The organism is Flavobacterium xinjiangense (genome assembly GCF_900142885.1).
Lineage (GTDB): Bacteria > Bacteroidota > Bacteroidia > Flavobacteriales > Flavobacteriaceae > Flavobacterium > Flavobacterium xinjiangense.
In genome coordinates this window covers 1-15860 of sequence record NZ_FRCL01000001.1, presented here as the reverse complement: position 1 = coordinate 15860, position 15860 = coordinate 1, and the positions used below count along the sequence as shown (strand labels likewise).

General features: G+C 34.4%; 9 protein-coding genes. 5 read left to right on the top strand and 4 right to left on the bottom strand.

The window, feature by feature from the left end; all coding sequences use genetic code 11:
• Positions 1-71 precede the first annotated feature (71 nt).
• Both BUC23_RS00045 and BUC23_RS00040 read right to left on the bottom strand, forming a co-directional pair.
• The gene (locus BUC23_RS00045; RefSeq protein WP_073203469.1) at positions 72-1661 is read right to left on the bottom strand and encodes a peptide chain release factor 3; all 1590 of its coding nucleotides are present in this window, start codon (positions 1659-1661) and stop codon (positions 72-74) included.
• Between the two features lie 189 nt (positions 1662-1850).
• Positions 1851-3293: an alpha-amylase gene (locus BUC23_RS00040; RefSeq protein ID WP_073203465.1), complete on the bottom strand. Its 1443-nt coding sequence runs from the start codon at positions 3291-3293 to the stop codon at positions 1851-1853.
• A 769-nt stretch (positions 3294-4062) separates the two neighbouring features.
• Between BUC23_RS00040 and BUC23_RS00035 the strand changes: the two genes are divergently transcribed.
• The 5 genes from BUC23_RS00035 (at position 4063) to BUC23_RS00015 (ending at position 14292) form a co-directional block, all read left to right on the top strand.
• Positions 4063-5490 (top strand): peptidylprolyl isomerase, encoded by a 1428-nt coding sequence (locus tag BUC23_RS00035; protein ID WP_073203463.1) that lies wholly within the window; start codon positions 4063-4065, stop codon positions 5488-5490.
• Between the two features lie 80 nt (positions 5491-5570).
• A complete protein-coding gene (locus tag BUC23_RS00030; RefSeq protein WP_073203458.1) occupies positions 5571-6524 on the top strand; it encodes an AAA family ATPase in 954 nt (317 codons plus the stop codon).
• 398 nt (positions 6525-6922) lie between these two features.
• A complete protein-coding gene (locus BUC23_RS00025; protein WP_073203447.1) occupies positions 6923-9694 on the top strand; it encodes a bifunctional aconitate hydratase 2/2-methylisocitrate dehydratase in 2772 nt (923 codons plus the stop codon).
• A 123-nt stretch (positions 9695-9817) separates the two neighbouring features.
• Positions 9818-12085: an aconitate hydratase gene (locus tag BUC23_RS00020; RefSeq protein WP_073203445.1), complete on the top strand. Its 2268-nt coding sequence runs from the start codon at positions 9818-9820 to the stop codon at positions 12083-12085.
• 722 nt (positions 12086-12807) lie between these two features.
• Positions 12808-14292: a peptidoglycan endopeptidase gene (locus BUC23_RS00015; protein WP_244153750.1), complete on the top strand. Its 1485-nt coding sequence runs from the start codon at positions 12808-12810 to the stop codon at positions 14290-14292.
• A 285-nt stretch (positions 14293-14577) separates the two neighbouring features.
• On the opposite strand, the gene BUC23_RS00010 is transcribed toward BUC23_RS00015, so the two are convergent.
• A complete protein-coding gene (locus BUC23_RS00010; protein ID WP_073203441.1) occupies positions 14578-15030 on the bottom strand; it encodes a VOC family protein in 453 nt (150 codons plus the stop codon).
• A 143-nt stretch (positions 15031-15173) separates the two neighbouring features.
• Positions 15174-15860, bottom strand: a 687-nt coding sequence (locus tag BUC23_RS00005) for a T9SS type A sorting domain-containing protein (RefSeq protein WP_139259744.1), incomplete at its 5' end; no start/stop codon positions are given.

Genomic DNA, 15860 nt, shown 5'->3' with positions numbered 1-15860 from the left:
AAATAACCAAACATAAAAAAAAACGCTAATTGAATAATTAGCGTTTTTTTTATGAAATAGTATTTTGAAAATTACTCAAACTCCGATGTGAAATATAATTTAACATTTGGATATTTATTTTGTGTCATTTGAATTGTAAAATCAGAATCGGCTAAAAACACTAATTGTCCGTATTTATCATGCGCCAAGAATTTTTGTTTGATTCTTCTAAATTCTTTAAACTCATCACTTTTTGGATCGTTAGGTTTTACCCAGCATGCTTTGTGTACCGGGAAATTTTCATACGTACATTTTGCACCGTATTCATGTTCCAAACGGTATTGGATAACTTCATATTGAAGTGCACCAACAGTTCCAATGATTTTTCGATTATTCATTTCTAACGTAAATAACTGAGCAACACCTTCATCCATCAACTGATCAATTCCTTTGTCGAGCTGTTTAGCTTTCATCGGATCAGCGTTGTTGATGTATCTGAAATGCTCTGGAGAGAAACTAGGAATTCCTTTGAAACTCATGATTTCACCTTCAGTTAAAGTGTCCCCAATTTTGAAATTTCCTGTATCGTGTAAACCTACGATATCACCAGGATAAGAGATATCTACAATTTCTTTCTTTTCAGCAAAGAAAGCGTTTGGACTGGAGAATTTTAAATTCTTTTTTTGGCGAACGTGATAGTATGGCTTGTTTCTTTCAAAAGTCCCTGATACAATTTTAATAAAGGCCAGACGGTCTCTGTGTTTTGGATCCATATTGGCGTGGATCTTAAAAACAAATCCTGTCATTTTTTCTTCTTTTGGATCTACTAATCGAGTTTCTGATTCTTTTGGTCTTGGTGATGGTGCAATTTCCACGAAACAATCCAATAATTCTCTCACTCCAAAATTATTTAAAGCCGAACCAAAAAATACGGGCTGTAATTTTCCATCTAAATAATCCTGACGGTCAAATTTTGGATATACTTCGTCTATTAACTCTAATTCTTCACGCAATTTATCAGCAGGTTTTTCGCCAATAATTTTTTCTAACTCTGGATTTTTAACATCAGAAAAAGCGATAGTTTCCTCTATATTCTTGCGGCTATCACCGCTAAATATGTTGATGTTTTGTTCCCAAAGGTTGTAAATTCCTTGAAAATCATAGCCCATTCCTATTGGAAAACTTAGAGGAGTAACTGTTAAGCCCAGTTTTTGTTCCACTTCGTCCATTAGGTCAAAAGCATCTTTTCCCTCTCGGTCTAATTTATTGATAAATACGATTATTGGAATTTTACGCAATCGACAAACAGCAACTAATTTTTCTGTTTGTTCCTCAACACCTTTGGCAACATCAATTACAACAATAACGCTGTCAACAGCAGTTAAAGTTCTAAAAGTGTCCTCTGCAAAATCCTTGTGTCCTGGGGTATCGAGAATGTTTATCTTTTTGTTTTTATAATTGAAGGCCAAAACAGAAGTAGAAACCGAAATTCCTCTTTGACGTTCAATTTCCATAAAGTCACTGGTAGCGCCTTTTTTGATTTTATTATTTTTTACTGCACCCGCTTCTTGAATAGCGCCACCAAAAAGGAGGAGTTTTTCAGTAAGTGTTGTTTTTCCGGCATCAGGATGTGAGATAATCCCGAAAGTTCTTCTACGTTGTATTTCTTTTAAAAAGCTCATGTATAATATAAATAGTCTGCAAAAGTACTATTTATAAATGCCAAATAAAAAAATAGTGTACTCTTAATTGATTATGTGAATTTGGAAGAGGGATTTGAGGAAGCCTTTAAGCAATCGTAGTATTTTTAATGTTTTTTGACCAATTGAAAAGAGGCTGTCTTTTTAGACAGCCTCTATAGTATTTGTATTTTACATGTTGATTGACCAAACAGAATATCCATTTGGTGGGCACTGGATTTTTACCCATTTGTCTGCTTGTGTTGTAGGAATCCAAGTCGAATTACCAGTAAAATCTTTAATTTGTGCATTGGTCCAATTCGTTTGAATCCATCTTTCTTGCCAAACGGATGAATTGTTTATGTACAATACTAATCCAGGATTTCCATTGTATCCGTTTCTTCGTGCAACATATTCATCGTTATCTGCATATAAAATCGAAGTTGTTCCGGTCGCTTTATTATTATGGATCCAAATTAGGTTGTTCATTTTTGTTTTATTCAACCATTCTTCATAATCTCTGTAGAAAATAGTTGGATAGCCTTCATGCGTTAGAATATAAGCATAAGCCAATTCTTTTTTCCATATTTCATCTGTGTCATGATTAGTAACGAAAGTAACCGCTTTGTACGGGTTTCTTTTCCACATCATGTCGTCATTCAAAAGAGCAAGATTATTACCGTCAAAAGCGTCGTTCATTTTGTAATAACAAGCAAAATCAAATACAGAGCTGTTGGCATTATTTGCCCACCACTCTAAAGTGTTTACGTTAGAATCCCAGTATTCTCCAACTGAGAAACCACCGACGTTTGCATTCCAATTGTTAATAACCCATGGGCCAAAACCTTTTACGTAATCAAATCTCCATCCATCAAATTTCATCGTATTTTTATAGTATTTACCCACGCCGTCCGCTCTTAGCCACAGCCAGTTCTGAACATTAGGGACAACATGTGCTAAATCTGGAAAACCTCCAAAAGCTCCCTCATCATTATTAGCATAAGAATTTTTATAAAAATCTGCGCTCGTTCTTGGGAATTTTCCTGAGGCTACGCCAGTAAAATTAGTGTACGTTTGTGTTCCTGTAAAAGGATTGTTTTCTAACTGTCCTCCACTGTTGTGGTTAATAACGATATCAGCATACACTTGCATATTTTCAGTATGCGCTTTAGTAATTAAACTAACCAATTCTGTTTTAGAACCAAAACGTGTTTCAATTGAGCCATTCTGATTAAAATCGCCAAAATCAAAATAATCGGTAGGGTCATATCCCATAGAAAATGCTCCGTTTTGAGCTTTTGAAACTGGAGGTAACCACACAGATCCAATGCCAGCATTTGACCATTCGGTTACTTTTGTACCTACTGTATTCCACCAAGTTCCGCCAGCAGGAACATCCCAATAAAATGCTTGCATCATAACGCCTCCTCCAGGATTTGCAACGTACTTCCCAGTTGGTGAATTAGTAGAATTTCCTGTGCTGAATGGATGTCCATCGTGATGGGTTACGTTGATTATTTTAAATTGCGAAGCTGCAGCAGCCGAATTTGTGACTACTTCATCGTTTGAATTACACGAATAAAAGCCAACAAGTAATGCCGCTAATGCATAAATTTTAAAATTTGGTTTTTTCATAAACTTAATAATTATAGGTTAGGTAATAGATTGGGTTAATGGTAAATTAATAAATAGTATGGAATGTTTTTTTTAATGAGTTACCGTATTAAATACACGGCAAACGAAATTTATATTAAAATCAAAAAAAATATACCAAAAAAATAATTTTAATTTAATTTTAGTGTTGATTTTTAATAAAATAGTCAATCATTTAGCTAATTTATATAAATAGTAACACTTCCTACATTGACTGCTGTAATCTTTTCTACGAAAACGTTATAGTGTTGAGAACTTTTTTAAAATGTATCCTAAAATGAGGATTTTAGGGATTTTAAATTAGGGATATTTAATAATAAGTAGTGGCACTTTAATTCAAAAGATAAATTATTAGGATAAAGTTAAAATGTAATATGGTCTTCAATTCTAAAAACGCATAAAATAGTGGTTGGGTTGTTTTAAAGATAGCAGATTTTTAATGCAGTTTAGTTCTTTTTATTTGTTTTAATTAAGATAGTACGGAAAGTAATTTGGCTTTCTAGAGGTATTTAAACTAATAAATTAATGCGTTTTACAAATTTTTGTTAATACTACAAAGGAAACTTGTATTATGTAATTGAATTGTTATTTTTGTTGGTTTTAAATTTAAAGAAATATAAGTATTTTCAATAAAAATTCAATTCATTTCTTGATTCTTAAAGTGTATATTTGGGCAAAATTGCCTGATTCTTTTTGAAATAAATTTAAATAGAAAAATAACGACACATTACGCTAATAATAAATCATAAAAATGCCATTAAAAACAGTACAAATGAGATTCATAAACAATAAAATTGCACTAACTTTTTTTCTTTTAGTGTTTTCAAGTGCGATTACAAACGCGCAAGAAATTATTAAAGACAGTGCAGTTGTTGCTACTAAAAAAATACAGTCCAATCAAAAGCAAAAAATTGATGGTGTTATTGCTACAATTGGAGATTATATTATTTTAGATTCAGATATTGACAAATCTTATTTAGAATTATCAAGTCAAGGGAATTCCGTAAAAGACATTACGAGATGTCAAATGTTAGGAAAACTAATGGAGGATAAATTGTATGCGCATCAAGCAGTTCAGGATAGTGTCAAGGTTACCGATTCAGAAATAAAAGGGATGATGGATGATCGATTGAACTATATGACGGAGCAATTAGGATCTCTTGAAAAAGTAGTGAAGTATTACAAGAAGAATAATGAAGAAGAGTTTAGAACTTACTTCTTTGATATCTTAAAGGAACAGAAGTTGACTTCAGAAATGCAAAAAAAGATAGTAGATGAAGTTGAAATTACGCCAGAAGAAGTTCGTAATTTTTTCAAAAAGATTCCTACTGCTGAACTTCCTCTTTTTGGGGCAGAAATGGAAGTAGCACAAATTATTGTGACTCCAAAAGTATCTGATGCTGACAAGCAATTAGTTATTGATAAATTAAATGGCTTTAAAAAAGAATGCCAGGAAGGAGCTAGTTTTGCTACAAAAGCAGTTCTGTATTCTCAAGATCCCGGTTCTAGTACAAATGGAGGATATTACAAGATGAATCGCAGAACCCCATTTGTAAAAGAGTTTAAAGACGTTGCCTTTAGTTTGGCAGAAGGAGAAATTTCGGCACCGTTTGAAACATCTTTTGGTTTTCATATTATTTATGTAGAAAAAATTAAAGGACAGGAAGTTGAATTACGTCATATATTATTGACGCCATCTGTTACTGAAGCTTCTATGAAAGAAGCCAAGGAGAAAATTGAATTAATCAGAAAAAAGATTGAAAGCAAGGAAGTTACTTTTGCGGAAGCGGCAAGATCTATGTCAGACGAAAAAGAAACCAAAGTAAACGGAGGAGCATTAATCAATCCTAAAACACAAGATACTCGTTTTGAATTGACTAAAATGGATCCTAGTTTATATAGTCAGGTTTCAAATTTGAAAGAAGGGGAAGTTTCTTTGCCATTATTGGAAGACGAACAAGGCAAGAAAAAATACAAATTAATTACTGTAACGAATAGAATAGACGAGCACACTGCTGATTACGCCAAAGATTATATCAAAATAAAAGAATTGGCATTGAAGGAAAAACAAATTAAAACCATAGGTAAATGGTTTGACGAGAAAATTAAAGGAACGTACGTTAAAGTTATTGGAGAATACAGAGATTGTGCTTTCACGAACAATTGGTTGAAAAAATAATTTTTATAAAATAAATAAAAAGAGTTAGCTTTATGAATTCATATCGCTAACTCTTTTTTTAATTTAATAAACAGTCGAAAATGTCTGACGTAGCTGCAATACATAATTTAGTTCAAAAAAGGAATGAACTAAAAAACGAAATAGCAAAAATCATTGTAGGTCAGGATGCCGTGGTAGATCAAATTTTACTTTGTATTTTTTCTGGGGGTCATGCGCTTTTAGTAGGAGTTCCAGGATTGGCAAAAACACTTATGGTAAATACTTTGGCGCAAGCCTTAGGACTTGATTTTAAAAGGATTCAATTTACGCCTGATTTGATGCCATCGGATATTTTAGGAAGTGAAATATTAGATGAAAATCGCCGATTCAAATTTATAAAAGGACCTGTTTTTTCGAATATTATTCTGGCGGATGAAATAAACAGAACACCCCCAAAAACACAAGCTGCTTTGCTTGAAGCCATGCAGGAACGTTCCGTTACTATTGCTGGGGAGAATTATAAATTAGATTTGCCTTACTTTGTTTTGGCCACTCAAAACCCAATTGAACAGGAGGGAACTTATCCCTTACCTGAGGCGCAGTTAGACCGATTTATGTTTGCCATAAAACTCGAGTATCCATCGTTTGCTGAAGAAGTACAGGTTGTAAAACGAACGACCTCAGACCTAAATAATACCATAAATCCATTATTTACGGCGCAAGAGATCATTGATTTTCAACAATTGATTCGCAGGATACCAGTGGCGGATAATGTCATTGAATATGCTGTTACGTTGGTGAGTAAAACAAGGCCGGATAATCCGCTTTCAAACGAATTCGTAAAGAATTATTTAGATTGGGGAGCCGGACCTCGAGCTTCGCAAAATTTAATTTTGGCAGCCAAAGCCAATGCTGCTTTTAATGGTAAATTTTCACCGGATATCGAGGATGTAAAAGCTGTGGCTACAGGAATTTTGCGTCATAGAATTATCAAAAATTATAAAGCTGATGCCGAAGGAATTACCGAAGAAGTTATTATTCAGAAGCTGATGTAATAATTTATAATATTGAGAAAAAAGCCAAACAAATTTCTAAAATCTGTTTGGCTTTTTTGTTTTTACTCAATATTTAAGTTTAACAAAAAAGAGCATTGAAAAATACAACTACAACGTTGTAAATGATAATTTATTAAAGGTTTTTAGCTGAAAACAGCGTAAAATATCACTCAATAAGTAATATTAAATTTCAACTTTCTCAAAGAAAACATTTTAAATTATTGATAATTTATTATTTTAATTTAAAATTGAATTTTTGACAATAAAAAGCAGTAAAACTCTTTATTTTGTAATAATAATTTTTGAAAAAGCTACATCTGTTATATTTTTTTTAATTCTCGGCATTAATTCCTAAATTTGCGTACAAAAAATAAAAATACCAAGAAAAGACTTCTATTATGAATATTTATAAGAATTACATTCAAGAAATTGAAGACCGAAAAGGTCAGGGGCTTCACCCTAAACCAATTGATGGTGCTGAATTGTTAAGCGAAATCATTGAACAAATTAAAGATTTAAATAACGAGTACAGAGCAGATTCTCTTAACTTCTTTATTTATAATGTTGTTCCAGGAACTACTCCTGCTGCGAATGTAAAAGCTAATTTTTTAAAAGAAATCGTTTTAGGACAATCAGTAGTTTCTGAAATCACTCCTGCTTTTGCTTTAGAGTTATTGTCACACATGAAAGGCGGGACTTCTATCAACGTTTTACTTGATTTAGCTTTAGGAAATGTTGTTACTGTTGCGAAAGATGCTGCAGAAGTTTTAAAGACGCAAGTTTTTCTTTATGAAGCTGATACAGATCGTTTAGAAGCTGCTTTCAAAAGCGCTAATGTAATCGCTAAGGATATTCTAGAGAGTTATGCGAAGGCTGAGTTCTTTACTAAATTACCAGAAATAGCAGAAGAAATTAAAGTAATTACTTTTATTGCTGGTGAAGGAGATATTTCAACTGACTTACTTTCTCCAGGAAACCAAGCACACTCGCGCTCAGATCGTGAATTGCACGGTAAATGTATGATTACACCTGAAGCACAAGCCGAAATAAAGACACTTCAAGCACAACATCCAGACAAATCGGTAATGTTAATTGCTGAAAAAGGTACTATGGGAGTTGGTTCTTCAAGAATGTCAGGTGTAAACAACGTGGCACTTTGGACTGGTAAACAAGCAAGTCCTTATGTTCCGTTTGTAAACTTTGCGCCAATTGTTGCAGGAACAAACGGTATTTCTCCAATTTTCCTTACCACTGTTGATGTCACTGGTGGTATTGGTTTGGATCTTAAAAACTGGGTAAAAAAGACTGACGCTAATGGTGAAGTAGTTCGTAATGAAAGTGGTGATCCTATTCTTGAGGAAGTATACTCAATTGCTACTGGTACTGTTCTCACAATCAACACAAAAACAAAAAAACTTTATAACGGCGATAAAGAATTGATAGATATTTCTAAGGCATTTACGCCTCAGAAAATTGAATTTATAAAAGCGGGAGGTTCTTACGCAATTGTGTTTGGAAAAAAATTGCAAACATTTGCATCAAAGACACTTGGTGTTGATATTGTACCTGTATATGCTCCGTCAAAAGAGGTTTCTGTTGAAGGACAAGGTCTTACAGCTGTAGAGAAAATATTTAATAAAAACGCAGTTGGTTCAACTCCGGGTAAAGTTTTACACGCTGGTTCAGATGTTCGTGTTACTGTAAATATTGTTGGTTCACAAGATACAACTGGTTTGATGACTTCTCAGGAATTAGAGTCTATGGCCGCTACTGTGATTTCGCCAATTGTTGACGGTGCTTACCAATCAGGTTGTCACACTGCTTCGGTATGGGATAATAAATCTAAGGCAAATATTCCTAGATTGATGAAATTCATGAACGATTTCGGATTAATTACAGCTCGTGACCCGAAGGGTGTTTATCATGCGATGACTGATGTAATTCATAAAGTACTTAATGATATTACGGTAAACGAGTGGGCTATCATCATCGGTGGTGATTCTCATACAAGAATGTCTAAAGGTGTTGCTTTTGGTGCTGACTCAGGAACGGTTGCTCTTGCATTGGCAACTGGTGAAGCTTCAATGCCGATTCCTGAATCTGTGAAGGTAACGTTCAAAGGAGAAATGAAGGGCTACATGGATTTCCGTGATGTAGTTCACGCGACACAATCTCAGATGCTTAAGACGTTTGGTGGAGAGAATGTATTCCAAGGAAGAATTATTGAGGTTCACTTAGGAACTCTTAATGCGGATCAAGCATTTACGTTTACGGACTGGACTGCAGAAATGAAAGCAAAAGCTTCCATCTGTATTTCTGAGGATTATACATTGATTGAATCTCTTGAAATTGCAAAAGGTAGAATTCAGATCATGATTGATAAGGGAATGGATAACAAAAATCAAGTGCTGAAAGGATTGATTGCTATAGCCGATAAGAGAATTGCTGAGATTATATCAGGAGAGAAACCAGCACTAAGACCGGATGCAAACGCTAAGTATTACGCTGAAGTTGTTGTAGATTTGGATCAGATTGCTGAACCAATGATTGCTGATCCTGACGTGAATAATGCTGATGTTTCTAAAAGATATACTCACGACACGATTCGACCTCTATCTTTCTATGGAGGAGTTAAAAAAGTAGATCTTGGATTTATTGGTTCTTGTATGGTTCACAAAGGAGATATGAAAATTCTAGCTCATATGCTTAAGAATATTGATGAGCAAGAAGGTAAGGTAGAGTTTAAAGCGCCACTAGTTGTAGCGCCACCTACTTATAATATTGTTGATGAATTAAAAGCAGAAGGTGATTGGGAAATTTTACAAAAATATTCTGGTTTCGAATTTGACGATAATGTTCCTAAAGCAGCAGCGCGTACATCATACGAAAATATGTTGTACCTAGAGCGTCCAGGCTGTAATCTTTGTATGGGTAATCAGGAAAAAGCAGCTAAAGGAGATACAGTAATGGCAACATCTACACGTCTTTTCCAAGGAAGAGTCGTTGAAGATACAGAAGGTAAAAAAGGAGAATCTTTACTTTCGTCTACACCGGTTGTGGTATTATCTACAATCCTTGGTAGAACCCCAACGATAGAAGAATATAAAACGGCAGTGGAAGGAATCAATCTAACTAAGTTTGCGCCTTCTCATAAGTTATTAGTTAAATAATTCACATAATTAGTTAATTATAATTTAAAAGCCTGAGTCTATTGACTCAGGCTTTTTTTTATACTCTATTTTTTTGTATCTTGTATGTCTAAATTAAAATAGTAACAATTATATATAAATCTTATGGCTTTTGATATTGAAATGATTAAAAAAGTGTACGCAAATATGACATCTCGTGTGGATAAAGCACGTGAGATAGTTGGTCGTCCGCTTACCTTAACAGAGAAAATTTTGTACAACCACCTTTGGGATGGAACGCCGTCAACTGCTTTTGGAAGAGGTGTCGATTATGTAGATTTTGCTCCAGACAGAGTTGCTTGCCAAGATGCAACGGCTCAAATGGCCTTGTTGCAATTCATGCACGCTGGAAAGAAAACTGTTGCCGTTCCTACAACGGTTCACTGTGATCACTTGATTTTGGCTAAAAATGGAGCTGAATTTGATTTAGCTGCAGCAAATACACAATCTAAAGAGGTTTTTGATTTTCTTTCTTCAGTATCGGATAAATACGGAATTGGTTTCTGGAAACCAGGTTCGGGAATTATTCACCAAATCGTTTTAGAGAATTATGCATTCCCTGGAGGTTTGATGATTGGTACGGATTCACATACTGTAAATGCAGGTGGATTAGGAATGTTGGCTATTGGTGTTGGTGGAGCTGATGCAGTAGATGTAATGTCAGGAATGTCATGGGAATTAAAATTCCCAAAATTAATAGGTGTGAAATTGACTGGAAAACTTTCTGGTTGGACTGCACCAAAAGATGTTATTCTTAAAGTAGCTGATATTCTTACTGTAAAAGGTGGAACAGGCGCTATTGTTGAATATTTTGGAGAAGGAGCTACTTCAATGTCATGTACTGGAAAAGGAACTATTTGTAATATGGGTGCCGAGATTGGCGCTACTACTTCTACATTTGGTTATGACGAGTCCATGAGAAGATACCTTTCTGCAACTGGTCGTCAGGATGTTGTAGATGCTGCGGATAAAGTAGCATCTTACTTAACTGCTGACCCAGAAGTTTATGCAAACCCAGAGACTTATTTTGACCAAGTAATTGAAATCAATCTTTCGGAATTAGAGCCACATATCAATGGTCCTTTTACTCCGGACAGAGGTACTCCGGTTTCTAAAATGAAAGAAGAAGCTGCTGCTAACGGATGGCCAATTAAAGTAGAATGGGGATTAATCGGTTCTTGTACGAACTCGTCATACGAAGATATGGCTCGTGCTGCGTCTATTGTAAACCAAGCTGTTGAATTAGGAATTAGTCCAAAAGCGGAATTTGGTATCAACCCAGGTTCGGAACAAATCAGATATACAATCGAAAGAGACGGAATTATAGCTACTTTCGAAAAAATGGGAACCAAAGTATTTACCAATGCTTGTGGACCATGTATCGGACAATGGGATAGAGCGGGAGCAGATAAAGGGGAGAAAAATACAATCGTTCACTCTTTCAACCGTAACTTCTCTAAGCGTGCCGATGGTAATCCAAACACACACGCTTTTGTAACGTCTCCAGAAATGGTTGCTGCTTTAGCAATTGCAGGTCGTTTGGATTTCAATCCTATAACGGATACTTTGATTAACGACAATGGTGAAGAAGTAAGATTGACTGCACCTTTTGGTGATGAATTACCTAAAAAAGGATTTGCTGTCGAAGATGCAGGATTTCAAGCACCGGCTGCCGATGGATCAGGAGTTCAAATTTTAGTAAGTGAAACATCAGATCGTTTGCAATTATTAGCACCATTCCAACCTTGGGACGGAAAAAATATTTCAGGAGCTAAATTATTGATTAAAGCTTTCGGAAAATGTACTACAGATCACATCTCTATGGCGGGTCCATGGTTGCGTTTCCGTGGTCACTTAGATAATATTTCTAATAATATGTTGATTGGAGCAGTCAATGCTTTCACAGACAAAACCAATTCAGTTAAAAACCAATTGACTGGAACGTATGATGCAGTTCCTGCAGTTGCGCGTGCATACAAAGCGGCTGGAGTTCCATCTATTGTTGTGGGAGATCACAATTATGGAGAAGGTTCTTCTCGTGAGCATGCAGCGATGGAGCCTCGTTTCTTAGGTGTTAAAGCGGTATTAGTAAAATCATTTGCTCGTATTCACGAAACAAACCTTAAAAAACAAGGTCTTTTAGGATTGACATTTGCTAACGAAGCAGATTACGATAAAATCCAGGAAGATGATACTATTAACTTCACAGATTTAGTTGATTTTGCTCCAGGGAAACCTTTAACGGTAGAATTCGTTCATGCTGATGGAACCAAAGATGTTATCTTGGCAAACCACACCTACAACGAAGGACAAATTGGTTGGTTCAAAGCAGGTTCAGCGCTAAACTTAATCGCTGCTGCCAGTAACGCATAAGTCAATTAAATATATTTATATTCAGAACTCTCAAGGCAACTTGGGAGTTTTTTTATTCTATTTTTTTAGAAGCTATTCCTGCTGACCGCTTCAAGCTTTTTCATAGAATTGCTTTTTTCCAAGACAAAAAACGAGCTTCCATTGGTCGCTGTTTTTTCTCAGGAAAAAATGCATTTCTACTTCAAAAGGCTTTCCGCTTTCATCAGGGCTAAAAATAAAAGGATGATTTTTCTAAATTTTCAAGATTTTTTTTTAAAGAAAGAAATGGAATTATTTTGTATAAAATGAAATTTTCTATTCCGAATAGCACTAAAAAATGCTAAAAAATCTGCGTTTTGTTTTTTTAACACGTTAAAATCAAAAAAACTTATGGTTTTTTTGATTGAATCAGTTATATTAGCAATTCAGAAAAATCAAATTTGTAAAGAAGTATTTTTTTTGATTACAAGTAGGAATCAAATCTTCTTTTTAATTTTTTATTTTCAACGTGGCAATACATTAAGATTGTATTGCGTTACAGTTTAAGTTGCTTTTGCAATCTGAACAAAAATCACAATATTTTAAAATGTATGTATTACGCCCTCTTTTTATAAAAGAGATAAGATTTTTTTATATTTTTTTAAACAAATGAGTTAAGCAATAAACCATAGCGAGATTTAATAATTATATCCCGAAATCGCTATTTAGAATAAAATGGGGTAAGTAATTTGAAAAAAATGAATATGAGTTTAAGATTAGTTGTAACATTGTTTTTATTTAATAGTATCGTTCTTTTTTCACAGGAAAAAACCAAGAAACATACCATCGTAAAAGGGGAAACTGTTTCGAGTATTGCAGAGAAATACGAGGTCAAACCCAGTGAAATTTATAAGCTGAATCCAAAAGCCAAGAATCTGCTAAAACTCAATTCGGTTCTGTTAATTCCTACAACTGCTGAAAAAAACAACAATACCAAAGCTAAACTTGCAACAAACCACTCCGAAAAAGAACATGAAGTACTCGCCAAAGAAACACTTTACGGAATAGCAAAAGAATACGGAATCACTCTGAAAGAATTAAATCAAGCCAATCCAACATTAGAAACTTCAGGATTAAAAATTGGTCAAAAAATCACAATTCCCGGTAACGTAAAATCAAATACAGAAATAGCAGTTACCTCTCAATCCAAAAAGACTACGCAAAAAAAATCTGTAGAAACAATACCTCAAGCAGAAGAAACTACAAATTCACGCACAGAAGTTACCACAGTAGAAGTGCTTCCAAAAGAATCTAAATATTCAATAACAAAAAAATACGGAATCACCATTAAGGAATTCGATAAAATCAATCCTACAATTGGTGTTAAATCCCTTAGAGTCGGGCAGAAAATAAATATTCCGGTTACTGCGAATGTAAAAGCTGAAATTGCAGCGGTGCCTGAAGAAAGTAAAGAAGGATCCAAGTTTCTTCCTGAACCGATAAAAGAGATAACAAAAGCAGAATTAGTGGTTTTAACCCCAACAACCGAAACTTCGGTAAACACTGCCGAAAATAGTGTTAGGGAGGTTTTACCTAAAGAAACTAAATACGGAATTGCAAAGCAATACGGAATAACAGTTCAGGAATTGGAAAGGCAAAATCCAGAAATAAAAAATAATCTCCCCGTAGGTTATCTATTAAATATAAAAGCAGGGAGTTCCAATCGACAAAGCGTAGCACATATATCTGTTGAAAAAAAGGAAAAACAATTAGAAATAACCCCTGAAGAAATCGAAGAGGATAGTGATTTTGAACCAAGAGGGAGTAGTGAATTTAAAAGTTTTTTAAAACCAGCTTCTAATCCTAACTTTTTAGATGAATTAATAGAAACCGCTGCTGCAAATATAGGAACAAGATATCAAAGCGGAGGTACCTCAAAGTCCGGGTTTGATTGCTCTGGTTTAATGTGTAACACATTCGGGGCTTTTGATATTAAATTACCAAGAACTTCCATAGAACAATCCCGTTTAGGAACTGTTGTCACGCCGGAAGACGCTCAAAAGGGTGATTTAATCTTCTTTAAAACAAATGGAAGAAGCCGTATCAACCATGTTGGGATGGTAGTTGAAGTATGCGACGGAGATATAAAATTCATTCATGCCTCAGTAGGTGGCGGCGTAGTAATTTCATCGGTCAAAGAGAAATACTACGAAAAAAAATTAACTCAAATCAATCGCGTTTTACAATAACCACATTTTTTTTAAAAAATAGTGCAACTTATATATAATGGAAACTCTTCAGGAAACTGGGGAGTTTTTTGTTTTTTATTGATTCATTCATATCTAAAAAAAATACACGGTAGCTAGGCTATGTAGAAGTTTTATTTTATGATGTAAATTTAGTTCAAAATAGAACTGAAATCTATGATACAAAGATGCGTAACTAACTCGAAGTAAAGGTTACACAATTTAAAAGAAAAGTTTCATCTTTCACAGTTCTTATTAAAAAAGGATAAAAAATACTAGATTGAATATTTAATCCAATGTCACACTATTGACTTCAATCCAATATCCGTCCGGATCCTGAAAATATATTTGTTTAATACCGTCGGCACGAACGGTTATTTTATTAATAATTCCAGGCCAATCTGAAAAAGTAATATTTCGTTTGACCAGTACTTGTATAAGTGCATCAAAATTAACGGTTTTAAAGGCGAGATGTACCGCTTTATTTATTGTAACGGGTTCTTTAATGGTAGAAACGAGATGCAATTCTTTGCCATCTCCTAACGAAACCCAACGAATTCCTTCTTTTCTGGTGAGGTTTGTGATTTCATGGAGTTTCAAAACGTTTGTATAAAAATCAATGGATTGATCCAAATCTTTTACAGAAAGAGCCACGTGATCCATCTTCAAAGAAAATGATTCCTGTGCCCACAGCGATCCGGTAAATATAATGGCAAGTATCAGGAAGGTTGTTTTTTTCATTGGTTAACTAATTTTGATTTTATTAATAGTTAAAAGTACATAATAATTCTTGATATATTTTTTGGTGTTTTAATTTTAAGAAAGGAAAAAAAAATGCTAGACTCTAAAGAAAGAATCTAGCATTTTGAAGGAGAATTGTAGTTTTATTTTTTGACAATTTTATCGGTAAATAAAACTTTGTTTTCGGCACTTAATGTGTAGATATAAACACCTCTTCTAAGATTACTTACATTGATTTGAATCGCATTTTCAGTTGATGTCCCGCGAATTTCAATAGGAGATCCAACTAACATTCCAAAGATATCATATAGTTTCAATGTCATGTTTTTTAATACATCTGTTTTTATAGTAATAGTAACTAAATCACTTGCAGGGTTAGGGTAAGCTACTACTGAAAGTACTGGATTTGCATCGCTATTTTTAGGCGTAATTGCTTGAACCACATTTACAGTGAAAGAACAACTTGCAGTATTTCCTGCAGCATCAGCTATTTTAAAAGTGTTAGTTGTAACTCCTAATGGGAAAATACTTCCTGAAGGTAATCCTTCTGTTTGAGTAATGATAAATCCATTGCAATTGTCATTTCCTGCAGGAAGAGCGTAAATAACGGGTACTCCATGTAGTTTGCCTTCTTTTTTCTGAATGATGTTTCCTGGACAGATTATGGTAGGCAATTCAGTATCAACAACTGTTACAGTAAATATGCTGGTTGCTGTATTTCCGGAAACATCTTTTACTTCAAAAGTATTAGTTGTAGTTCCTAACGGATATTCAGCGCCTGAAGGTAATCCAGTAATTTGTAAAGTGGTCGCCCCTGAACAATTATCGGT